Raw genomic sequence first — 22245 nt, forward strand, 5'->3', positions numbered from 1 at the left:
AACGCCACTCCAGGCCGTATCTACTTCGATGCGAAGAAGGCCGCGGGCAAGACCTCGATGGAAGCCATGCGCGCACTCAAACGACGACTATCCAATGTGGTTTATCGCCGGATGGTGCACGACCAGCAGACCAGGCAAGCGGCAGGCCCGGGAGGGCACTCCGGGACGACTCGCCAGTCCAGCGTGACCGACCTACCCCCGGACATCGGCTCTTCGGACAAGCCACAACCCGGACCCACCACAACCCAGCCTAACCCCCACTTCCCAGCCGCCTCTTGACATAAAGGGGAGCCATGAGAGATGACATGCATCGGCTTTGCTCGACGTGGCTGGTGGAGTTGCCGAGGTGTCGTACGCGGTCTATGTCTTGACACGCGTGGTTTTGGCGGGGCCTCCTCAGCTCAAACGCATTGACGAGGGGAGCACTGGGCTCTCCGGTGTGTTGGACGTCGATGGTCACGGAGCTTGAGGAGGTCCCTGATGTCAATCGTAGGCGGGTTGGACATCCACCGGAAGCAGATCACGTTCGACTATGTCGAGGTGGAGACGGGCCGGTGGGAGCGGGGCCGGATCATGCCGGCGGACCGGGAGCATCTGGCCGACTGGCTGTCCCGCTTCACGGAACAAGTGGAGTGGCGTTCGCGCTGGAGGGCTGCACCGGGTGGCGGTACGTGGCAGAGGAGATGCGCCGGGCGGGCGTCGAGCCGCACCTGGCCGAGCCGGCGGACACCTCCGCGCTGCGCGGGCCCACACGGCGGGCGAAGACGGACAAGGCCGACGCGAAGCTGCTGCGGGAGTTGCTCTGGCCGCCGGGCGGTTGCCGGAGTGCTACGTCCCGCCCTCGCAGGTGCTGGAGTGGCGAGCACTGCTGGAGTGCTACCACGACCTGCGCGCCGAGCACTCAGGCGGGGCCCAGCGCATTCACGCGGCCTGCTTCCACCAGGGCACCACAGCACTCGGCGAGGCCGGCGTGATCCGCGGGCAAGCCCGGCCCCGGCTGGAACGCATTGCCGAGATGCAATTGTCACCGGTCGGGCGGCAGCAGGTGATGACGGCACTGGCCATCATGGACACCCTCTCGGAACATCTCGACCGGCTACGGCGACGGCTCGTGCACACCGCCAGGCACGTCACCGGGGCGCGGGCGCTGAGAGAACAGATCTACGGAGTGGGCCCAATGACCGCGCTGGCGCTGTGCAGCTGGCTGGGCGGAGCACAGCGGTTCTCGTCCTCCCGCAACGCGGTCCGGTTCACCGGCCTGGACATCACCGTGCATTCCTCCGATTCCAAGCGCAGCCCTGGTCGGCTGTCCCAGCAAGGACCGCAAGTGCTGCGGTGGCTGCTGTTCGAGGCCGCCAAGACCTCCGCTCGCACCTGCGCCCCCGATCATCGCTATTACACCGATATCAAGAACCGCTACGACGCCAGCCGCGCCGCGCTGTCCCAGGCCCGGCGCATAGTCCGTCAAGCCGCCCACATTCTTACCGCGCTGGGCGACGATGCTTTCACCGTCACCACCGTTACCCAGAAACCATCTGCCCAGACCTCATCGTCCACAGTGGTCAGTCGGTGACTCGTCCAGGGAGGTGGGCCGTGGACGGCACGCCGTCGTCGCGATGGGGGCATCAACACGGCCAGTTCCTGCCAACGCACTGTCAGACCGCGCCACCGCCGGGGGTTCCCGGCGCCGCGGACGGCCCAGAGAGACTGAGCGGCCGCACCCCCGCGGGCGGGGCACCCCATCAATCATCATGTCGCCAGGCACCACCCCAAGGATCCATGCCTGAAGGCCATAGGTAAGTCTGGCTGCCTCCCGCCCCACTCCCCGAACACGTGCCAACGACCACACCCCCGCCAAAAGGAAGTCGCAGCCCCGCAACCGACACACCAACAGCCCCGGCTCCTCCCCCTTCTGGCGCCCGATCATCCGTCGGCGGACGGCCGCGTCAAGGGCGCCTTACGGCGTCGCTGCGCGACCGCGCACCGCGCGGCCCTAGACCCGCCCACCCAGCCAGCGGTCAACGGCACAGACCAGGGGGCAGGGAGGACAACTGAATGACGCCCAAGAACGGATCCATCGACATCCAACAACCTGTTGACCTCTACCGTGATGCAGGTAAGTGCGTTGGTAGCTGCCTGCTCAGCCAGCGAAGCCGATGCGACTCTGCGGCACCGGACGGTTGGGCCGACGGACCCGCGTGCGCCGGCGCGACTGGGCTAGAGTGGCGGCGGCTGCCAGGAAGCCACCGGTCCGCGGGAATGGGCTCAGCCCACCTGGCGCGTGCACCACGTGTCACCATCGCTCTCCTTTCGGCCTGACCGAGCGGACATCAGGCAGACGAAAGGAGACCATCGTGCCGACCCTGGGCATGCCCGACCGTCCCCACCTCGACAGCTTCCGCCGGCAGGCCCGTGCCCTGCAGCGGGCCGTCCGGGCCGGTGACCCCGACGCCGTCACGCGGCTGGCCCGTCACCACCCCGGTGTCCTGCCCGACCACGCCAGCGGTTTCAGCTCAGCGCGGCGCAGTTGGTCGTCGCTCGCGAATACGGATTCGCCAGCTGGCCCCGGCTTGCGAGATACATGGAAACCGTGGCCGAACACGGCTGGGACACCAGGCTCGGTGCGGCGCCCGCGGCCGGCCCGGCGGAGGAGTTCTGCCGCCTCGCCTGCCTGACCTACAGCCGCGAGGACGGGCCGGAGCGCTGGGCGCAGGCCCGTCAACTGCTGGCTGAGCGTCCCGATCTGACCACGCTGAACATCTGGGCCGCCGCGGCGGCCGCCCGCCCGGACGACGTCGGCCGGCTGCTCGCGGAGCAGCCGCGGCGGGTGGCCGAGCGGGGTGGCCCGTTCCGGTGGCGGCCGCTGTTCTATCTCGTCTACTCGCGATTCGACCAAGCCGTGCCGGCCGAGCGTGTGCTCGCGGTCGCCCGGCAACTGCTCGACGCCGGCGCCGACCCGGACGACGGCTACCTCTTCGACGCGCCTGGTCCTGTCCGGGAGCGAACGCCTTTCGGCAGACGGGTCGTGTGGTGTCGGGGTGGCGGCCCGGCGCGCTTGTGGGCACGCGTGACACCTCTTGACCGGTCATGCCTCGTGCACGACCCGCGCGGCGTGTCCGGGCCGCTGCCGTGGCCTGTTGACCCAGGGTTGTCGATCGTGGTTCGAGCCCGCCCGCGCGGCGCACACCTCGCTATTCGCCGAGCCGCTGAGCTCCGACGCGAAGACCGGGACCGTGCGGGTTGCCGGGATCGCGAACGGCTCAATCGGAGGGAAGGCCAGCGGGCCTCGTCATGAGGGCGCCGGGCGTTCTCGCCAGGGTCTTTGACCATAAGGGACACGTCCGACCGGATGGAGAGTGAGCACGTGAAGGTGTACTGCGGAACACGGCGGTCTACTCCCCGGTCCGTGCTCGATATCGACTCGAGTACTGCGGGTGTGTAGGACTGCAACGCCGCAAGCCAGGTGTTCCCCGTCTTGCCGTAGGGACGACAACACCGTCCCCTGCAGCCTGCCGCTGAGTAAGAATGGAGATCCGGCACGACAAGCGTGTCAAATCACACCACAATGGGTAAAGGATGATCACGCCTCTACTCGTCTCGCCCGCCCGCAGGAGCCGCCGCTGTGCCTGAGTACAAAGCCGTCGTCGAGCAATGGCTAGCCATGTCCCACCCGGATCTCACCGACCATATCCGCCGCTTCGTCCGCGGCGGCTCGAGGCCCAGTCCGGTGTGGACAGCCGTCGGCGCCCATCCGGTCCTGACCGCCCGCGTGCGCGGCATCCTGTCCGCACTGCACGCCCAGATGGCCGACCACCGCGACCACGCCATGTGGACACTGTGGATCAACAACGCCCGCTGCGCACTCACCACACCCTCACCCGCCCATGCTCGATCGGAAACCCCGCCACGTGCGGACGCCCAACCACCCACCCGGCTCACCGCCAGTACCACAACTCCCGCTGCCACACCACGTCACCGCCCCTCCACCATCACGCCCGTCACATTCCTGGCCCCCGGCCAAACCACGACCAACCCGGCAGCCACATAAGCGAGTCGTACCGCGGCACACCCCAACAGGCGCTTCCGGATGGCGCGCCCACGCTCGACCGACAAGCCCCGCTCCCTCAGCATGGGGCCAGGGGCGCACGGGCATCCAGGGCGGTCGGCACTGGAAGGCGTGCAAGGTTTGTCGGCCAATCGCCCCGTTCCTGCTCGACACCGACGACTCTGCTCCCGCGCCGAGACGTCCCCCGCCGAGGCGCTGATCATGGAACTCCACGACGGCGATACACGTATCAAGTTGCGACGGTTGGCTTCATTGCCACACGTTCAGCGGTTTGTCTGGGGCGACGGCGATGACACAGGACACGTGGAGACCGCCCGCACGATCATGGGCATCACTGGCCGAACGCAGCGTCAACCGCGCCTGGCGCCTCCGGTTCATGACACCCCTGATCTTCCGACGCGGCAACAAATTCACCTGACTGCCAGGGCCCGCACCTGTACCACTCGAAAAGTCATCGCTGCACGTCGAACCACGTGTTGGTCTTCGTTGATGACGCCGCCAGCGGCCGGGTACATGGCGGCGCGATGCCGACGAGACTGCAAGCACTGCCCGTCCCGAGTCGCCACAACGCCGTGATTCGCAGCCAGATCACAGGCAGGTCCGATAACCGTGCCAGGGCTTGCAGATTGCGCCGCACCGGCAGCCCTCGGGGCTCACCAAAGAAGCACAGTTACGCCGTTTAACGTGCAGCGATGACTTTTCGAGCGGTACAGGGCGCCAGTCCGCAGTGGGCACTACCCCTGGCTCGACGAGCTCGAAGCCCTTGAAGAGCGACATGAACTCCGCCCGGCTGCGCGGGCAGATCGGGTCCGCGCTCTTCTTCATCACCTCCACCATGGCGGCCATCTCAGCCGGACGGGAGTCAGCCGTGAAATGCGACATCGCGAGGAAGCTGCCTGGCGCAAGCCACTCACGATAGCTGGCGAGCAACCCGCTCGGATGCCCCTCGGGCGCGATGAATGCAGCACCCCGACCAGCAGCAGACCCAGCGGCTGGTCGAAGTCCAGCAGGTCACGCACCTGCGGATGATCCATGATCCCGTCTGGGTCCCGCAGATCCCGCTGAATGGCAGTCGGGTTGTCATTCGCACCGAGCATCAACTGGCTATGGTTGACCGCAACTGGTTCCCGGTCCACATACACTACACGAGCGGCCGGGTCGATCCGTTGCGCGATTTCGTGTACGTTGCCCATGGTGAGAATCCCGGAGCCGATATCGAGGAACTGCCGGATGCCCTGCTCCATCATGAACAGCACGGCCCGATGCAGAAACGCCCGGTTGAGCCGCGCGATCGCAGGAGCGCCGGGCAACGCCTGCTTGAACTGTTCCGCGATCTGACGGTCGGCGTCGAAGTTATGCCCTCCACCGAGCAGGTAGTCGTAGATACGGGCGAAACTCGGAATCTCGGTATCAACGTCGGCTGGTACACAATTCGGCTGCTCAGACACAGATTCACCTCGGCACATCGACGCGTCATTCTGCGGTTCGAACTTACTAGTGTCGGCCGTCCATCGTCGGGTGCACATTCCAGCGGTTCGACTGCTTCGCCGACCGCAAATACGCCGCTGCCGCTGAAGAACGACGTCAGTCAGCAGCGCTTTGCGGGCCGGCATCCGCCGTCCCCGAGCAACTCACGCCACGGTACACAACACCCCGACCTGCCACGCGGGCCCTGCATCATCCGTCGACGTAGCGAGAAGGCGCCGGGGTATTATCCGGGGCGACCTGCGTTCGGCCGGAGAGGGCGATTTCTTTCGGTGGCGTAAAGTCAGCGGTATTTCATGCGGTTTCGAGAATGCGAGACAAATCCCCAACTATCCGCAACCGTGGCGTAACGGTATGTGATAAGCGTCGTCGATTGGCGGATCTGATGGGTCTTGCCGTGGACGTTGCGAGCGTGGGATCATCCCTGCGTACCGGCGCGGGAATGTGCGCTTCGATGAAGAGGTGTACGGCTTGTGGGTTATACTTGTTTGCCCTTCATGATGCCTGACGTTACGCCGAGATGGAACGTTGCCGCGTCGACGTAGATTTCAAGCATAGGAGATAGCTGTGGTCACGTTGTCGTATCGTGCAGCGTATCCTGTCCGTTGGTAATTGGACAGTGACGCACGATGGCTGGTAAGGAAGTCGATCGCGAGGGTTGAACGGTGTCGCCTGTGAAGAGTGGTGTTCCGCTGGTTCCGAATTTCGCGGCTGTCCGAGACCATTGGCTGGGTGGTTCGCACAACACTCCGGCAGACCGCGAACTTGCGGAGCAGATCATGGTGTGCATCCCATACCTGCCGTATGTGGTGCGGTCGCAGCGTGCGTTCCTGCGCCGCGCGGCACAGTACGTGGTCGAGACGGGGGTACGGCAGTTCGTCGATCTCGGTTCCGGTCTGCCTACCGCGGGCAATGTGCACGAGGTCGTTCAGAAGCTCGACCCGGAGGGGCGAGTGGTCTATGTGGACAGCGACCCCGTCGTTGTGAGCGAGGGGCGCGCCATGATCGCCGACAGCGTCAACACCGCGTTCGTCTGCGCTGATTTTCTCCGACCCGAGGCCGTGCTTGCTGCCCCCGAGTTGCGGGCGCTGCTGGATCTGGATGAGCCCGTCGCGGTATTCATGATCGACGTACTGCATCACATCTCCGACAGTGACAACCCCGCAGCAGTGATCGCGGCCTATGTGGACATGATGTGTCCTGACAGCCATGTCGCACTGTCACACCTCGGCCAGGATGAAGCGCTCATCGACGGGCTGGCAATGTTCCGCCGGATGTATGACACACCGCCACCCACGGTGCATCTGCGCAATTCACAGCAGATCGCGGACTTACTGGCAGGGCTGGACCTCGTCGAGCCTGGCATTGTTCCGCTGCCGTTGTGGCACCACGCCCCACATGCCGACAGTGACCTCGACCGGAAACCCGACATCTTCCCGGGATACGCCGCTCTGGGCCGCAAACCCGCGTTTCCATGAGGTCAGCCCGCCAGCACGGGGATCGTTCCGAGGAGCACATTACCGATCGTGACCATGGCCATGGCGCGCTTGCGCGTGGGCCGAGACCGCGGGAGGTCGTGATCCGATGCGTGACGTAGCACGGTGACGTGTCCGATGAGGAATGCACCGCAGGCCAGCATTCCCATGACTGCCCATGCTGGTCCGTATCGCCATGACAGTCCCCATCCGAGTGCGCCGAGTCCGGCCACGATCACCGCGTACGCTGTCGTGACCGTGCGGTTGGTGCCGTATCGCACGGCTGGTGTGCCGATTCCCGTTGCCCAGTCGGCCTCGCGGTCGGGGATCGACCACCAGACCATGCGTCCGGCGACAAGGAGGCCGAGGCCCGCGAAGATCGGCCAGAGCGAAGTGTCCACTGTGGGCTGGACTGCGCCGTAGGACACCAGGCACGGCAGGAATCCGAAGGACAAACCGATCGCGGCTGGGCCGGCCAGGCCGCGCCGCTTCAGCCGCACGGGCTCGAGGTTGTACAGTGCGTGCAACACGATGATCAGCCCTGCCGATGCTGCGGCGAGCCAGCGATGCGTCGATGCCGCGACCAGGACAGCGAGGGTGAGCCCGAGCACCATTTCCGTGGCAGCCAAACACAGGCAACGGTGGTGTCCTAATCGACGCGCTGCGGCCACGATGTCACGCTTGCCACGATCCTGGTCATCGGTATGGATATCGACGGTCGTGTTGAGCACCAGGGATGCCAGGATGAGGAGCACGTTCGCAGCTGTCGCGCCAAGTGCGGGAGTTGTCAGCAAGTGCCCGGGGGCGGCCGTCGCGTAGCACGCACCCCAGGTTGCATAGCACAGGTAGTTGACCGGAGACGCGAACTGGAGACGGTGGACAAGAGCGATATCCGTTGCCCACTGGTGTTTCGCGGTCATGGCCGGCGTACGGTGACGGCCATGCCGAGGCGTTGTGCTGGTGCCAGCACGTGGCCTCGTAACTGGGCAACTCCTGCATCTGCGTTCACACAGTGGATTTCGCATCGGCGGAGCACAGCCGCGGCGATCATGCGGATCTCGGTCAGGGCCAGCTGGCTGCCGAGGCAATGTCGGGTGCCACCGCCGAACGGCCAATAGTGCCGAGGAGGAACACGGGTGTTCAGGAAGCGGCCCGGATCGAATCGGTGTGGCTGTGGGAATGCGGCAGGCCAGCGGTGCGTCAGGTAGATGCAGGGGGTCAGGATCGTGCCTGCGGCCAACGGCAGGCCGAGTAGTTCGCTGTCCGTGGTGAGCACTCGGTTGCCAGCCAGCATTGCCGGCGGGGACAGGCGCAATGCTTCCTGGACCACGGCGTGCAGGAGCGGAATCTGGGTCGCGTCCGAGCCGTCTGCGGATGTGGCATCCAGTTCGGAAACGACGTCGCGGCGCACCGTGTCGTTGCGGTCCAACCAGTAGAGCGTCCATGCCGTGGCTGCTGCCGTGGTTTCGTGGCCGGCGAACAGCAGGGACACGATCTGGTCGCGCAGTTCGCTGTCGTCGAGCCCGGGCAGCAGTCCGTCATGAGCCAGCAGCAGTCCTGCCAGGGTGGCGGGCTGGTTCGCTGTGGCTTTGGCACAGCGAACCAGCTTGTGGTCCAGTTCCTCGCTCGACCGCGGCACGCCGCGCCACAGATAGCGGTACGCCAGCGTGCGCCACGGTGAACCGAGTGCCCTGTGGATCCAGTTGGTGAACGACGCGAGCAGGCGGTCGTCGACCTGACCGAGAACGAGTCGGCTGATGATCCGGAGTGTGACGGTGCGGGTCCAGTCGGCCAGGCTGACCACCGTTGGGGGCACCAGTGCGTCGATCGCGCCATGCACAGTGTCGGAGACGATGCCGTGGATAGCGGTCAGTCGACTGCCCCGCAGCGGCGGGCCGAGCATCTGCCGGTAGGCGGCGTGCCGGGCCCCTTCTGCCCAGAGCAGGGATTGTTCTCCGAGCAGAGGCCTCAGCGTCCGGCTGGCCGCGTGCCGAAACCGCTGGTCGGACCGGAAGATCCAGTCGATCGCGACCGGATGCCACACCAGCAGCCGCCGTGCCGGCCGGGCCCGGAGTTCCAGAACACCGGCGGGATCATCGATATGGGCGTCCAGGAAAGGGATCGTTCGTGTCAGCCAGCGGAACTCGTTGCGGTTCATCGGTTCTCACCACACCTGCTGCTCCGCGTCCGAGGCCATGATCATCTGTGCGACACGCGGATCGGCGTACCCCAGATACAGCGCGGACAGCCGTTCGGCTCGCACCACCCTGACCGGCGTATAGAGGTCCTTGTCGTGCCAGAGCGGGGGGAAAGGGGTCGCGCTGGCATCCGAGCGCAGCAGAAAGGTGCAGCCGCGGGCGGCGGCCCGCACCAGCGAGTCGTCAGTCGCAGATGGCGCGGCCAGTAACAGGATCTGGACCGCGTAGGCGGTTTCCTCCTGCGTTCCCGTCCAGACTCCCCATGCACCATCCAGTCGCTGGGTGCTCAGCACCCACGCTACGGCCTTGCTCACCACAGCCGCCGACGCCGCACCGCCATACCGGGCCAGCGCCACAGCGCACTGCGCTGTCGCGTAGTAGGAGGAGGCATGCCACTTGTCCCGCCAGCTCCCGTCGACCTGCTGCTGATCACGCAGCCACGCCGAAATCTCGTCCATCGCTGCCAGGTAGCGTTGACGGCGCAGGGAATCCAGCGCCAGATACTCACCGAGTGCACGCAGTACGTGCGCGTTGGTCGTGGTCGAGGACGTGCGCTCGTCCGGGAAACAACTGAAATGACCACCGTCCTGATATGACCACAAGCAGTCCGCCGATCGAGGACGTCCCAGCCGCACCAACACATACAGCGCAGTCGAGGTGTCATCGGAATCCGGAGGAAGACCGGGCCCACCAGCGACACCGAACTCTCCGAACGCGGCGTGCAGATTCTCGACGAGCTCGTCCGGAACCGACAGACCGACACCCGCGGTGATGAAAGCCGCCAGCACCCAGACCCGTTCGAAAACCGGGACAGGAGCGCACACCGGTACCGGACCACCGCTGCGTTCCTGCACCGCTTCCAGGTATTCCACCGACAACCGGCTATCCGCGTCGGCCTGACCGTTTCCCAGCCACGCCGCGGTCGCCGCAGGCGAGCAGCCCACCGCTCCGCGGACCGGGCGAACGATGGATGTGCCTTGCGCGGACGCGCCCATGGCCTCAAACGAGTGCCACAGCTTGGGCGATAGCGGGCGTTCCAGGCGCACAGCCTCGTGCAGTCGCGCCAACAGCCTGTCATCCGCGCCCTGGGGAAGCCCAAGCTGGATGCCACGCCAGTCCTCCAGACCGGCTATCGGCTCCGGCCCGAGCCAATCCAGGTGCTTGTTGATCTCCGCCACCAGCGCCGGAATCACGATCTCCGCCGCCACTGTGTCGGGGATCGTTTCCGGGGGCGCTGTGCCGAGTTGCCCGCGCAGCGCCCTTAGCCCCCGGCTGGCGCCGTGGACCACGTCCCGGTGAGAAACAGCTGTCCGATTTTCGTCTGTTGACCGTCGCGAGCTGCTCAGCAACGCCTCGGTCGCGCTCAATGTGGGAACAAGCTCATAGCCAGGCAACTCGCCCCAATGCCCATCCTGATGCTGGCTTGCGAGGAGGTACCGCACCCGCTCCCAGTGCCCAGCAAGCGATCGCGCCAGTGTGACAACCCGAGCGGTCTCATAAATCGACGGCGAGATCAACCCGTACGGGTCAGATGCCATATCAGCCACAAGGGCTGTCGCGGAATGTCGTACTTTCTCAGCACCAGGGAAGCGCGCGACCATGACAAGTCCTTACGAGGAGAATCCCGAAACTGACTGCTGGCGGCGACTCGAAAGTGGTCGTTAATCAATCAACTACCAGTGAGAGTAGCAGTTTTTGGGCAGGTTCGGCCAAGACCGAACCAGTGTCACACGAACGGCCTAGCAGCGAGATCGCTTCGCCGCCCGGAGGTGACAGCCGAGATTCAAGGAGGATTCAAGCCGGAAATCGATCACATTAGATCGCCATAGGCCTTGTTCATGACACGGTACGGAAGCCGCGTTTCTCCGGAATGATGTCCACTATGGCGCGAACGGACAGCCAGCATATCGCGAAGCAGAGGTTCCGGTTCAAAAGAGACGTTTTCTCACTGATATGGCGGATGTAGAACGCCGCTGCGTTCGCCATGGTGGCGAGGTTCGACGTAACTCCGATACGGCAGTGCCTGACACCGTGATTGGCCGTTACAACTGTGGAGTTGTGACGCCGCCACCGGTCGGCCTGGTACGGGAGCTTTGGCCGGACTGGCCAGACTGGACGGCTCCAGCGTATTTGCGCTGCTCGACGCCAGTCTGGCCAGCCGTGACACCATCCTCAGATTGGCCAGCCGCCATTTGGGCGAAAGCACATCCGGCTCGGTACTAGCCCTTCACCACCGCCCCATCCCAACTGTCGACAATGGACCGTAACCGCAGCGTGCCTATCAGTGTCCATTTGGTTCGATCGGCACACGGAGCGGTCACAGTTCGGGATCACCACAGCTGATCTGCGGAAATGCGCATACGGCGGCGTACCGTGTGATCATGCGTGCCAGCAAACGTGGCACGACCTCTGGTGGCCGTGACCCCACCATCCGCGCCTCCCGTCCTCGCGGCAGCATCGACACGCTCCCCAGCGGGTCACTACGGGTGCGCGTCTACGCCGGCATCGACCCGATCATCCACCGCGCGCACTATCTGAGCCAGACCATCCCACCAAGCCCCACCGCAGTACGAGACGCCGAAGCCGCCTGCCAGCGGCTGGTCACCCAGGTTGAAGAAGGTCGCCAGCCGCGGACCAACGCTACCTTGGCCCACTTGTTTGGATCGACACCTAGCGATCCTGTGTGCCAGCGCGCATACCCTCACCAGTTACCGCGGCTATCTTCACAAGCACATCGCACCGCTGATCGGCCACTTTCGCATCGGCATTGTCGCGCCCGAGATCCTCGATGGGTTCTATGCCGAACTCGCCCGTTGCCGCGATCACTGCGGCACACCAGCCCACCGCACCATCAGCAGTAGGACCGCGTCCACAATGGCCAGACCGCGGGCCAAGAAGAAACACACATGTCGGCCGCTGTCCGCCAACACCATCCGCAAGATCCACTTCCTGATCAGCGCCGCCTAGCAACTGCCGACAGCAGTTCGCGGCGGACATCGTCCGTACAGGACGCGTGGAGCAATGACTCCGCCCACGCGGTATGGGCGAGGATCGCGTCCCGACAGGCCCCACCGCCGTGCGCCGCGTCGTAAGCCCGCAGCGCCGCTGTAAGGGTCCGTACCCCGGCGACGTCGGACCGCCCAACGTTGTTGGGGACGGGTGTACTCGCAGGAGCGACGGCGATAACGTCCAATTCGGCTGGAGTGAGGGCGGCGCCCATGACAATCTTGCTGACCAGGCCGAGAAAGGTCCGTCGTTCCATCCAGTCTTCCTTCGTGCTGCTCGTACTAGTCCGAACGTTCGGCGGCGTGACGTGGGTATAGGCCAATCCCATATAGCCACGCGGGATACCGAGCCCGTCCGCGATCCGCGCAAGGACCTCGTATGCCTGTACTTGCCGGCCCTGCGTGATGTCGGAGATCTCGGACTGGTTCTGCCCCGTGAGCGCGGCGATCCTGCGCTGCGATATCCCCGCGGCTCCCAACAGCCGAAAGACCTCACTGATGTCGTGCCCGGCCAGTGCCGCACGCATGTGCGGACGTTCCCACAACCGCGGGTCGATCGGATCGTCGGCGGGCAGGACGTTCATGGTGGCCCTCCACTGCTGGGTCGCGATCAACGGTAGCGACCAGTTGCCGCCAACGCAGTGCTCTGATCGTTCAAGCCGATCGGCCGCGCCGATCAATTGCTGACGGGCGAAACCGAACAGGCCGTCATGTCACCTCATGGGAGAGCAGGGCGCCACAGTCAACAAACCATTACATGCCGCAAGGGAGGTCGGCGATGATCCTCAGACGTGGAATGACCGCGGACGAGCTCGACAAGGCGGGCCTGCTCAACATACAGGCCGGCGCCGATATCAGCCGCTTCGCCGTGTTCATCCCCACTGACGCGCACGGTGCCTCACGCACCATCACGCTCGGGGAAGGCACCGTGATCGGCGCGTTCGCCGTGGTCCACGGTGGAACCCAATTGGGCGAACAGGCCCGAGTGGAAGAGCACACTGTTGTCGGCAAGCCCGAACTCGGATACGCCGTCGGTGAGACGTACTCCGGTGCTGGCGCCCTTACCCAGATTGACGCTGGCACCGTGGTGAGGTCAGGCGCTGTTGTCTACGCAGCGGTCACGATCGGCCACAACACGATCGTCGGTCACCACACAGTGCTGCGCACCGCAGTCCGCATCGGCGACGAAACTCAACTCGGCCACCACCTTGTCGTCGAGCGCGAAGCCAGGATCGGTCACTACGTCCGCTGCTCACCGGGCTCACATTTGACCAGCTCAATACAACTGGCGGACCGCGTCTTCCTTGGCGCTGGCATCCGAACCATCAACGACAAGACGCTGACCTGGCGTCATCCGTACAAGCAACCAAAGTTGAAGCCTCCCAGCTTCGGCTTTGGTGCGAAAGTCGGCAGCGGCACCACCGTACTGTCAGGTGTGGCAGTTGGAGAACACGCATTTATCGGCGCCGGATCTTTGGTCACCAAAGACATCCCGGCGGGTGCCCTCGCCTACGGTACCCAGCTCGCGTACACGGCCGGGCCGACGCATGACCGGTCATGCACTGACCTGGCTGCGCTCTGTTCAACAGGTCGTTGATCCATCCGGAACGCTCGATTGGCAGTGGCTCGATCTGCTCAACACCGAGCTCATGTCGCTTCTCAGGACCTATCCCATTGGCCCAGACATTCCGGCGAGCTCGGAACGAAGCCGTCGCCTTCTTGCCATCAGACGGCACATAGCACACCGGGGCTTTGACGACGTCAGCGACCACCCTGCGCTGTTGCAGGTGATGGCGCAGTTCATCTGCGGCTTCCACGACATCGATCTACGCGACACAGTCGGCCTCGGGCACGGCCGACTCCTCGCTCACCACACCGCAGGCTACAGCCGCAGCAGGTGGCTGACCCGCCTCGCCAAGGGCGAACTCGCCGGCATCGCCATCACCGAACCGCACGGCGGATCTCGCCCTGCCGAACCCCGCACCTGCGCCGCACGACAACCAGACGGAACATGGCAGGTCAACGGCCGAAAGACCTGGATCAGCCGACTGGTCGAAGCCAGCGTGTTCATCGTGTTCTTCCGAGACCCGATGGCCACTTGGCCGCCGCCGCAGTCGACCGAGACGCACCCGGACTACACCAGGAACCCGTGGAACCCAGCGGCCTCGCAGGATGGACCTGGGGAATCCTTGACCTCGACACCGTCGTCATCCATCCCGAGCAGCGTCTGATCGGCGAGGGTATGTCTATCCTGCGCGACCACTTCGCGTTCTATCGACCGCTAGTCACAGCAACGGCGCTGGGCGGCGCTGCCGCAGTCTTCGACACCGTCACAGCCACCGTGACCCGTCGTAAGACAAGCGGCGATATACAGCGCCATCGCGACTCGACTCTCGTCACGCTAGGGCGCGCCCACGCACAACTGATCACCTCGCTACTTGGCACCTTGACCGCCGCCCGCCTGGCCGAGGCCAAATCACCGAATGCCGAAACGTGGAGTTGCGCAATGAAGGCTCATGGCGTCACCACAGCGCACGCTGTCGTCAGCGACCTGGCACTGTTCCTCGGCGCTGCAGCATTCCGAGCTGACTCACCGGTTGGGAAGACACTCAAAGACCTCGGTGGTCTGCTGTACGCCGACGGCATCCATGACAGCCTCTACCGCACCGCAGGCAAGCACCACACCGCCCCGCCGGTGGCACTTCCACGCTCACGTACCAACGAAGAATCAGGCGATGCGACGGCCGTGGTCACATAGGACCGTTGTACCCAGATCAATCGCGGCCAGAGCGGCTTCCACTCGAGCGGCCAACAACGGCTTCACCCGCGGCCGAATCTCCGACAGCGGGTAGAACCCTGCCGAAACGATCTCTCCATCGGCAAAGGTGAACGAGTCCACATCAGACCCACTCAACACACCGCCATCAAACACGAATATCACGCCCTCAGGACGCGAGTCCTGAGGGCGTACGTAGTCCACAACCAACAACCGACCCAACGGCTGTTCCCAGCCCAGTTCCTCCGCCAGCTCACGCGCTGCGGTCTCCCACGGCGACTCGTCCGCCTCCACCGCACCACCGGGGATCTCCCAGTTCGGCTTATATGAAGGCTCTACAAACAACACACGGCCGCAGCTGTCACGGAACAACACACCAGCGGCCATCCGCTTCCGGTTCAATCCGGACACGTACTGCTCAACTGGGGCTACCTCAGGAGCTGACACGTCGACGACCCTAACCAGCACGTCAGACCACACACATCCTGGGGTGCACCCGTCAGCACCAGACAGCCCGCTGGCATGGCTGATCCCGCTTAGCTATTTCAAGGTCGAATTCTGCATCGAAGCCAAGACCCGTCGATCCATCACTCGACGTTTGAGTCTTCGTCGCTCACACTGGACTGCAGAGTCGCTTCGCGCAGGCGTTGGACGCAAATCCCAATCCATATTTGCCAAATTTGCCCCGTTCCGCAAATCGTAGCTCCCCTGGTCGTATAGACGCAGCCCGCCACGTACCACACGACCGCCGGGAGCGAACTTGATCACGACAATCAGTGAAATTTCAGAGCTGAAATTTTCAACCTCGGGATTCCCATCCGAGATGGCAGTAGCGAACCCATGGCCTGACGCGGCCAGGCTGTCAGCGGCCACTTTCATCGCGTTTCTCGCACTCGCCGCAATGGCAGTACGACTACGCCACGCCTTTGAAGAGCACCGACTAGAGAACGAACGACACACTGATGTATGCCGGAGAGCTGGCGTGATCCTTCCCAGGTCCCGTCCGACAGGCAGTCGCGACGCCGCCCCGCACCCGACTCCAGCACGGCCGTCGCGCAAACGTGTCGTGATAATCGTTGCTGGTCATTGGGAACAAACCAACTCGTCCCCGGCGGCTCAGCGTGGCGACCAGCCACGGCAGGGCGTCCTGCCGCAGAGCCGGGTAGGCGCATGCCCAGGTGGGTAGTGGCTCCGGATGACGACCGACCAACAGTTCCCGTTGCACAGCTTCGTCAACGACACTGACGTGACTGCCTTACTGCAGAACACTTTGCCACAGGCCGGGTAGACGCGTGCCCCGACGGGTCACGGTTCCGGAGCTCGATCCCGCGCCGATTCCGTTGAGACAACCCGCAGTGCGTCGCCCGCAGGTCTGTGGCCCGGCGCCGGACCACACAGACCCGGCCTACCCACCATCGCCGTCGTTCCACACGACGGATCAACAACCAATCATCACAAGGAGTTCCACGTGTCCAACATGACAGAACAGTCCACAGTCGCCACGAGCGACGAAACGACAAGCTCCCAGCCGTCCGCCAAAGAAATCGAGTTCACCAAGACGGTCAACGACATGGCCACAGACCAAGCGCCCCAGATGTTCGCTGTCGCCCTAGAGTACGGCGCCCAGCTCGACGTCAAGATCGCGGCGTGGGGCATGGCATTCGACGAACACGCCTACATGATCACCGAGGACGACAACAGGCAGTTCGTCCTGGCTGACGCCGACGGAGCTCTGAAGTACTTCCCCAAGACCCACAACGTCACCCCGCGACTGATCTGGGTTACTCCTTCACCCATCACCGACCAGAACTAGCCCACCGCACATAGGCGACAGCGTCCTCACCGTCGGCAATGACAACGGCACCCACAGCCCTCGTCATCGCCGACGGCCATTACAAGAACACACGGTCAGCCCTCGCTCTTGTTCCACTACCCAGGATCCACAGCGCCATGAGCATCGTCATGTGGGGTTCCCAATTCGAGCCCAGCCGTCCACCGTTCCTGCGCAGCAGGCTCGGAGCCAAGCTCCGCCGTATGCGGGAAGCGGCCAACCTCACCTTGGACGAGGCAGCACCCCTGCTGGACAAGAAGCGAAGTGCGTTGCACCGCGTTGAAACAGGTGAGACTAAACCAAATACTCACCTGGTTCGTTCGATGATGGATGTCTACGACTGTCACGATCCCGCTCTAATCAACGAAGTCCGCAAAGCCCTCAAACGGCCGTGGTACTACGCGTATGGCAGGCAGAACCAGTACCACGTCGATGTCGAGACCGAGGCCGCGTTGGTGTGCGATTTCTCGACGCTCGTCGTGCCTGAGCTACTCCAAACCGAGGAATACACCTTGGCACTGCTCAAGAACTGGGATCATCCCGCACCGTTCGATGAGGTGATCGTCCGGCGGATTCGTCAACAGCGGCTCACCGCAGGGAAGCGCTCACTGCGGCTGATCGCCGTCATCGACGAGATCGTGCTGCGCCGCACCGTTGGTGGGCCAGAAACGATGCGCGAGCAACTGCAGCGACTTATCGACACGGCATGCCTCCGCACTGCCGCCTTGCACATACTTCCTGCCGAGGGACAAAGCCCTTGCGCAGCAACAGGAGCGTTCACACTCATGACGCTGCCTGGGTCCGCCGATCCCGACTTGCTACACATCGACCATCTCGCCGGCCCGCTGGACTCGGAAGACTCACAGAAGCTGTCCTACGCCCATGGTGTCTTCAAGCACCTGCGAAGCCACGCCCTCAGCGAGACCGAGTCAGTCGAGTTGATAGAGCGTGCACTCGCGGAAACACACCAGCCATCAGCCTCACCCAACGACGTCGACCGCGCACCTCACTCATCGTGTGATGGCACCACCGCCATGGCATCGCCCCACTACCCGCCAGCCAGAGATACCTCCGGGTAGGGCAATAGTCACATCTCAGCTCGTGGGCATGACACCGATTGCAACTAGTGTGCCGAACACCAGAAAAGGGCCTGCAGGTAACTGGCGGTTCTGCGGGCTGCGATCGGCCAGACGAAGCGCCAGCCATGCTGCTCCGGCAGAGCACCAGCCAAGGAACACGCCAAACATCAACGCAGGCCAACTCAACCAGCCGAGTGCGAGGCCCAAAAGGCCGCCGAGCTTGACGTCGCCTGCTCCCAAACCACCGCCAGACGCCAGAGCGAGTGCGAGGTAGAACCCGGCGACGACAATCGATCCAACGACTGCTCGTACGAGGCTCGCGCCGTCCAAGTTCACGATCGACAGGACGCCGAAGAAGCCACCGAGCACCAGAAGGCTCGTCAGCACCAGCTTGTTGGGAAGTCGTTGCTCGACGGTATCCACGATGGAGAGCGACACACCGGCAGCGGCCAGATGGCTGTATGGCAACAGTTCAACGGTCCAGCCCAGTCGCCACGCTAGAGAGCCGAACAAGACCGCGGTGAGCAACGTCGCCGTGAGCGGCGCGGTCAGCCATCCTTTGTGGTCAGTCGCCAGCAGCCGGCGTGTCCAAACGTGAACGAACATCGCGATAACGGCACCGACTGCCATCCACAAGAAGATCAGCACGTCGAGGATCCGTCCGGGATCTCTCGCGTTTGCATCGGCACCATCGGGTTGCCCCCACAAGTAGTTGAATGCTCCGCAAGTGTGACCTCGCAGCGTTGAGAATCGTCGTGTTTGCAGTCCGAAAGAGTGAAAAATTTACTAATAGGCCCATATGGACTGCAAAGTCCGTTCATACGGACTTTGCAGTCGGTAGGGGGTAGAGGTATAGACGTGGTCTCTATCACTTGATGGCAAATGATCTCTGCGAGGGTTCGGGGGTGGCGTGTGGTGCGGCGCACGACTTTGATCATGTGGGGTCGCCTAGCGGTGTTCGCGGCCGGTGCGACTTTCACGCTCGCTGCATGCAGCTCCGAGCCAACGACCAATCCAACTCCCGCAACGCCAACGACACAGACGAGCACATCGGCATCGCCGACTTCACCAGCGTCCCCTGTGGACAAGGCCAAGCAGGACGCGCTGGCGGCGTACAAGGGGATGTGGCGAGACTTCGTGGCGGCGGCCGCAACGTCGGACTGGCGGTCGACCAAGCTCGGGCAGCACACCACCGGAACCGCACTAAACAACCTGTCGCGGAGTCTCTATGCCGACCACTCCAACGGGTTGGTGACCAAAGGCGAGCCGACCTTCAGCCCAAGTGTGACTTCGGTCGAGCCGGTCGACGCTCCCAAAAAGATCATCGTTTCCGACTGCAGCGATTCGTCGAAGTCGTTGAAATACCGCGCTGACAACGGCCAGCTCGCCGACGACAAGCCGGGAGGTCGCCATCGGATCAACGCCATCGTGAACAGCAAACTGATGGGTCATGGAAGGTCTCCGACGTCGGCGTGCACGAGGTGGGGTCATGCTAAACACAAGACGGGCCGCCGCTCTGGCAGGAGCAACGATTCTCGGAGCACTTGGTGCGACAACACCGGCGTTTGCCGACGACATCTTCGGCGGAGTGACCTGCGGACAACCCCTCACCCGCATGTGACATCACTGCTGGACATGGCCAAGGCGGTACAGGCGGTGGGTCCCACGCTGGTGGGAACTCCGGCGGCAACGGCGGCGGTGAGGTCGATCCCTTCGCGTGTAGGACTGTGCCAGCTGATCCTCCATCAGGTGCACAGCCGGAAGGTCCCGGTGGCTGGTTCTGGGTGTTGTGCTCGGCGGATGGGAAAAACCGTGAGGGTCCGGTTTGGATCCCGGCAAATGGAAGTGCTGCGCCGATCCTGTCTCCGGCTCAGGTCGCTGAAATGGCGCGCAAACGGTTGCGCTTGCCGAGTCCGAGGATCGCTGCCAGCCCATCCGGCATTCAGCTCGTGAACTTGCCGACCTGGCTGTGGCTGGCGAGCAGATGGGCGCCAGCATCTGCGACGGCATCAGTGCCAGGCGTGTCGGTGACGGCAACGGCCACTCCAAAGTCGGTGTCGTGGTCGATGGGAGACGGCACGACGGTGACATGCCAAGGCCCGGCACCGCGTACGGCACTGGTAATGATCCGAAATCGGGATCTCCGGACTGTGGGCACACATACCGCAACTCCTCCGCCCGGCAAGCAGGGCAAGCGTTTGCGGTCTCGGCAACCGTCCATTGGACAGTCTCGTGGTCGGGTGCCGGGCAGAGTGGAACGTTCCCGGGCATGACGACAACCAGCAATGCGGCGTTCCGCGTGGCTGAAGCACAAGCGTTGAACAACGGCGGCTGACCTTCACGGCATCAGCCCCCTGCATCGATAGAACAGAACACCCTTTCTCTCACCGCTCGCTGTCGGAATAGGCGACGCGGCGCACCACACCCATGCCTGGAGGCGGTGGCATGCAAACCTTCACGACAACAACGACTGGCGCCGATAGGCAGTCCACATCGGATGATGCGCCGTGGGTGAACAACGGCAAGAAGCCGGAAAACACCTCGCGGCTTCGTGCTGCCGCGCTCAAGCACCTCGAGTGGTTCCAGTCCGTCGGCGGCTACAACCAAATGAACGCGACGCGCCGCAGACCGTCGGGGCCGCCATCGCCGATTCGCCGGTCGGGCAGCTCGCGTACAGCGAACTGTTCAACAACTTCGGCAACGGGACGAGCCTCGTCACGACGGACCAGATCCTGACCCAGGTCTCGCTTTACTGGTTCACGAACACCCAGGCGACCGCCGGCCGCTACCACTTCGAAGAGGCGAAGGCGGGGCACGAGCCGACGGTGAACCCGTCGCGCACCGGCGTCGCGGTCTTCGCGGACGACTTCAAGACGATCCGGACCTTCGCCGAGCGGGACAACTCGCACATCGTGCACTGGTCGGAGTTTCCCGACGGCGGGCACTTCGCGGCGATGGAGCGCCCGGATGTCCTCGCCGAAGACCTGCGGACGTTCTTCCGCGCCTGACCCGGGTCGTTGAAGGTGACGAAGGAGCTGTAGCTGGCTTTGCCGTCAGCCCCTCCATCCACCCGCCACTGGTGTCGGTCGTCACCCACCGGCTCCCGTTTCGGCGGTCGCCTGAGGCTCAGCTGGCAGATGGGCAAGCAGCCAGGTGAGTTCACCGGCGTCGATAAGCCCGGCGTCCGCTGCCCGGATCCAGGCGATGGCAGCACGCCGGATGAACTCTGGCGCGGCGCCGAGTGGCTTCATGGTGTGCCGAACACCGTCCATGGCAGCTCCCGTAGGCAAGCAATACGCGGCCAGTCCTCAGAGTCGTGGGTTGCCTGGCCATGTAATGCCCTCACCCGCTCCATTACAAACACCGTCAGTCGAGGACCATCACGATGAAAAGAAAGATGGTCGGCTGGGCGCCGGAAGCCTGTCATACCGCCGCTGTTCGCCGAGGTACCCGATGGCCACTCGCCGCCCGGGCAAGAAAGCGGCCGAAGCACAGTGGAACACTGAACACCTGAGCCCGTTGATCGAGGCTGCGGCGTCGCACCGGTGCCCGGCTATCAGGGCAGCAGGAGCGCAGGGCGCGGGAGTAAGAGTCCGGGTCTGCGCAGGTTAGTGGCGCTGTAGTTTGGGTCGGAGTGTCACTACGTCAGCCGAGCTGTCGTCGGATGTGGTGCCGCGCGGTCTGAAGGCCGCGCGGCTGTCAGTCGTGTTGGCGCAGTGCGGCGTTGAGCCGTTGCGCCTCGTGGAGTTGGTCTTCGAGAGTGACGATCCGGCAGGCGGCGTCCAGGCCCGTGCCTTGATCCACCAGTTCCCGCACTCGGGCGGCCAACCGCAACTGGTAGCGCGAATAACGGCGGTGCCCACCGGCCGAACGCTGCGGCTCGATCAGTTTCGCCTCATCCAAGCTACGCAGAAATCCCGGCGTGGTGCCCAGCATCTCCGCGGCCCGGCCCATCGTGTAGGCCGGGTAATGCTCATCATCAAACTTGTCACCCGCGCCGGGCGCGGGCGTGCCCCGTGGGTCAGGGATCATCGCACCTCCACATCACAAGAGGCCCCGGAGCGCGCATGCGCCCGGGGCCCCTGGGTTTGGGTTTCATCATCGTCAACCGATCGTGCGATCGGCTTGAAGTACCCGCATCCAACCAACGGCTGGAAATCACGGGGATCGCTTGTCAGTAACCGAGAACCACCTACCAATCCGATGGGACTGCGGTACCCGCCCGGCGAACGACAGCCACGGCGGGCGATCTGATGAAGTGACCCTCCCCTTCTCTGTTGTCTGTCCTGTTCGATCCGTACAGCCGTGGCGATCACCGTCTGGAACCCCT

The 22245-nt window shown here is 64.0% G+C and carries 21 protein-coding genes and 2 pseudogenes; 13 read left to right on the forward strand and 10 right to left on the reverse strand.

All coding sequences use genetic code 11. The features are described 5' to 3' along the window. From B9C43_RS59500 to B9C43_RS54920, 4 genes and pseudogenes are all read left to right on the forward strand, one after another. Window positions 1-279: pseudogene (locus B9C43_RS59500) on the forward strand (IS110 family transposase); the annotation flags it as partial. Window positions 280-661: 382 nt separating this feature from the next. Next, complete coding sequence (locus tag B9C43_RS54910; protein ID WP_200826173.1) at window positions 662-1573, forward strand: transposase; 912 nt, start codon at window positions 662-664, stop codon at window positions 1571-1573. 1008 nt (window positions 1574-2581) lie between these two features. Next, a complete protein-coding gene (locus B9C43_RS54915) occupies window positions 2582-3295 on the forward strand; it encodes a hypothetical protein (RefSeq protein ID WP_084435075.1) in 714 nt (237 codons plus the stop codon). A gap of 327 nt (window positions 3296-3622) precedes the next feature. Beyond that, entirely contained in the window at window positions 3623-4048 is a 426-nt protein-coding gene (locus B9C43_RS54920) for a hypothetical protein (RefSeq protein WP_084435076.1), read from the forward strand. A gap of 606 nt (window positions 4049-4654) precedes the next feature. Here the strand turns inward: B9C43_RS54920 and B9C43_RS60425 are convergent. Next, a pseudogene (locus B9C43_RS60425) lies at window positions 4655-5679 on the reverse strand (SAM-dependent methyltransferase). A gap of 546 nt (window positions 5680-6225) precedes the next feature. Here B9C43_RS60425 and B9C43_RS54930 point away from each other — a divergent pair. After that, window positions 6226-7029: an SAM-dependent methyltransferase gene (locus B9C43_RS54930; RefSeq protein WP_235039429.1), complete on the forward strand. Its 804-nt coding sequence runs from the start codon at window positions 6226-6228 to the stop codon at window positions 7027-7029. 2 nt (window positions 7030-7031) lie between these two features. Here B9C43_RS54930 and B9C43_RS54935 read toward each other — a convergent pair whose 3' ends face one another. The 3 genes from B9C43_RS54935 to B9C43_RS54945 are packed head-to-tail and all read right to left on the reverse strand — an operon-like array spanning window position 7032 to window position 10432. Beyond that, window positions 7032-7946, reverse strand: coding sequence for a UbiA prenyltransferase family protein (locus B9C43_RS54935; protein WP_160097459.1), 915 nt, complete (start codon window positions 7944-7946; stop codon window positions 7032-7034). Then, on the reverse strand, window positions 7943-9184 hold the full coding sequence (locus B9C43_RS54940) for a cytochrome P450 (protein WP_084435079.1): 1242 nt from the start codon (window positions 9182-9184) through the stop codon (window positions 7943-7945). Before B9C43_RS54940 ends, B9C43_RS54935 begins: the two co-directional genes overlap by 4 nt. Before the next feature lie 6 nt (window positions 9185-9190). After that, entirely contained in the window at window positions 9191-10432 is a 1242-nt protein-coding gene (locus B9C43_RS54945) for a prenyltransferase/squalene oxidase repeat-containing protein (RefSeq protein WP_327225643.1), read from the reverse strand. 1402 nt (window positions 10433-11834) lie between these two features. On the opposite strand from B9C43_RS54945, the gene B9C43_RS57350 reads away from it, so the two are divergent. Continuing rightward, complete coding sequence (locus B9C43_RS57350) at window positions 11835-12191, forward strand: hypothetical protein (protein ID WP_160097461.1); 357 nt, start codon at window positions 11835-11837, stop codon at window positions 12189-12191. Here the strand turns inward: B9C43_RS57350 and B9C43_RS54955 are convergent. Next, on the reverse strand, window positions 12178-12813 hold the full coding sequence (locus B9C43_RS54955; RefSeq protein ID WP_084435081.1) for a helix-turn-helix domain-containing protein: 636 nt from the start codon (window positions 12811-12813) through the stop codon (window positions 12178-12180). The genes B9C43_RS57350 and B9C43_RS54955 overlap by 14 nt on opposite strands. A 194-nt stretch (window positions 12814-13007) precedes the next feature. On the opposite strand from B9C43_RS54955, the gene B9C43_RS54960 reads away from it, so the two are divergent. From B9C43_RS54960 to B9C43_RS54970, 3 genes are all read left to right on the forward strand, one after another. Next, on the forward strand, window positions 13008-13826 hold the full coding sequence (locus B9C43_RS54960; protein ID WP_084435082.1) for a DapH/DapD/GlmU-related protein: 819 nt from the start codon (window positions 13008-13010) through the stop codon (window positions 13824-13826). 193 nt (window positions 13827-14019) lie between these two features. Beyond that, on the forward strand, window positions 14020-14460 hold the full coding sequence (locus B9C43_RS54965; RefSeq protein ID WP_235039433.1) for an acyl-CoA dehydrogenase family protein: 441 nt from the start codon (window positions 14020-14022) through the stop codon (window positions 14458-14460). Then, window positions 14379-14987, forward strand: coding sequence for an acyl-CoA dehydrogenase family protein (locus B9C43_RS54970; RefSeq protein ID WP_160097465.1), 609 nt, complete (start codon window positions 14379-14381; stop codon window positions 14985-14987). Before B9C43_RS54965 ends, B9C43_RS54970 begins: the two co-directional genes overlap by 82 nt. Here the strand turns inward: B9C43_RS54970 and B9C43_RS54975 are convergent. Continuing rightward, the gene (locus tag B9C43_RS54975; RefSeq protein ID WP_235039430.1) at window positions 14958-15452 is read right to left on the reverse strand and encodes an NUDIX domain-containing protein; all 495 of its coding nucleotides are present in this window, start codon (window positions 15450-15452) and stop codon (window positions 14958-14960) included. The genes B9C43_RS54970 and B9C43_RS54975 overlap by 30 nt on opposite strands. A gap of 1021 nt (window positions 15453-16473) precedes the next feature. On the opposite strand from B9C43_RS54975, the gene B9C43_RS54980 reads away from it, so the two are divergent. Both B9C43_RS54980 and B9C43_RS54985 read left to right on the forward strand, forming a co-directional pair. Then, on the forward strand, window positions 16474-16818 hold the full coding sequence (locus B9C43_RS54980) for a hypothetical protein (protein WP_084435085.1): 345 nt from the start codon (window positions 16474-16476) through the stop codon (window positions 16816-16818). 137 nt (window positions 16819-16955) lie between these two features. Then, window positions 16956-17915, forward strand: coding sequence for a helix-turn-helix domain-containing protein (locus B9C43_RS54985; RefSeq protein WP_160097467.1), 960 nt, complete (start codon window positions 16956-16958; stop codon window positions 17913-17915). Between the two features lie 15 nt (window positions 17916-17930). Here B9C43_RS54985 and B9C43_RS54990 read toward each other — a convergent pair whose 3' ends face one another. Next, window positions 17931-18563 carry a prepilin peptidase gene (locus tag B9C43_RS54990; RefSeq protein WP_235039431.1) on the reverse strand — a complete coding sequence of 211 codons (633 nt, stop codon included), beginning with the start codon at window positions 18561-18563 and terminating at the stop codon, window positions 17931-17933. 578 nt (window positions 18564-19141) lie between these two features. Then, complete coding sequence (locus B9C43_RS57355; protein WP_160097469.1) at window positions 19142-19342, reverse strand: ligand-gated ion channel; 201 nt, start codon at window positions 19340-19342, stop codon at window positions 19142-19144. A 542-nt stretch (window positions 19343-19884) separates the two neighbouring features. On the opposite strand from B9C43_RS57355, the gene B9C43_RS59510 reads away from it, so the two are divergent. After that, window positions 19885-20250: a hypothetical protein gene (locus tag B9C43_RS59510; RefSeq protein WP_235039432.1), complete on the forward strand. Its 366-nt coding sequence runs from the start codon at window positions 19885-19887 to the stop codon at window positions 20248-20250. Between the two features lie 241 nt (window positions 20251-20491). Continuing rightward, window positions 20492-20923, forward strand: a complete 432-nt coding sequence (locus B9C43_RS55005; RefSeq protein WP_200826174.1) for an alpha/beta fold hydrolase — start codon at window positions 20492-20494, stop codon at window positions 20921-20923. Between the two features lie 81 nt (window positions 20924-21004). Here the strand turns inward: B9C43_RS55005 and B9C43_RS55010 are convergent, their stop codons facing one another. Both B9C43_RS55010 and B9C43_RS55015 read right to left on the reverse strand, forming a co-directional pair. Then, window positions 21005-21187: a hypothetical protein gene (locus B9C43_RS55010; RefSeq protein ID WP_084435087.1), complete on the reverse strand. Its 183-nt coding sequence runs from the start codon at window positions 21185-21187 to the stop codon at window positions 21005-21007. Between the two features lie 427 nt (window positions 21188-21614). Then, complete coding sequence (locus tag B9C43_RS55015; protein ID WP_084435057.1) at window positions 21615-21947, reverse strand: MerR family transcriptional regulator; 333 nt, start codon at window positions 21945-21947, stop codon at window positions 21615-21617. Window positions 21948-22245: the final 298 nt, after the last annotated feature.

The sequence above is a fragment of the Kibdelosporangium aridum genome, assembly GCF_900176515.1.
Lineage (GTDB): Bacteria > Actinomycetota > Actinomycetes > Mycobacteriales > Pseudonocardiaceae > Kibdelosporangium > Kibdelosporangium aridum.

Bases quoted from the DNA above. Each gene is read 5' to 3' on its own strand.
- B9C43_RS54965 (WP_235039433.1), top strand. From the start codon at position 14,020: ATGGCGCAGTTCATCTGCGGCTTCCACGACATCGATCTACGCGACACA.
- B9C43_RS54940 (WP_084435079.1), bottom strand. From the start codon at position 9,184: ATGAACCGCAACGAGTTCCGCTGGCTGACACGAACGATCCCTTTCCTG.
- B9C43_RS54915 (WP_084435075.1), top strand. From the start codon at position 2,582: ATGGAAACCGTGGCCGAACACGGCTGGGACACCAGGCTCGGTGCGGCG.
- B9C43_RS54960 (WP_084435082.1), top strand. From the start codon at position 13,008: ATGATCCTCAGACGTGGAATGACCGCGGACGAGCTCGACAAGGCGGGC.
- B9C43_RS55015 (WP_084435057.1), bottom strand. From the start codon at position 21,947: ATGATCCCTGACCCACGGGGCACGCCCGCGCCCGGCGCGGGTGACAAG.
- B9C43_RS54955 (WP_084435081.1), bottom strand. From the start codon at position 12,813: ATGAACGTCCTGCCCGCCGACGATCCGATCGACCCGCGGTTGTGGGAA.
- B9C43_RS57355 (WP_160097469.1), bottom strand. From the start codon at position 19,342: ATGGCGTTGATCCGATGGCGACCTCCCGGCTTGTCGTCGGCGAGCTGG.
- B9C43_RS54935 (WP_160097459.1), bottom strand. From the start codon at position 7,946: ATGACCGCGAAACACCAGTGGGCAACGGATATCGCTCTTGTCCACCGT.
- B9C43_RS55010 (WP_084435087.1), bottom strand. From the start codon at position 21,187: ATGGACGGTGTTCGGCACACCATGAAGCCACTCGGCGCCGCGCCAGAG.
- B9C43_RS54985 (WP_160097467.1), top strand. From the start codon at position 16,956: ATGAGCATCGTCATGTGGGGTTCCCAATTCGAGCCCAGCCGTCCACCG.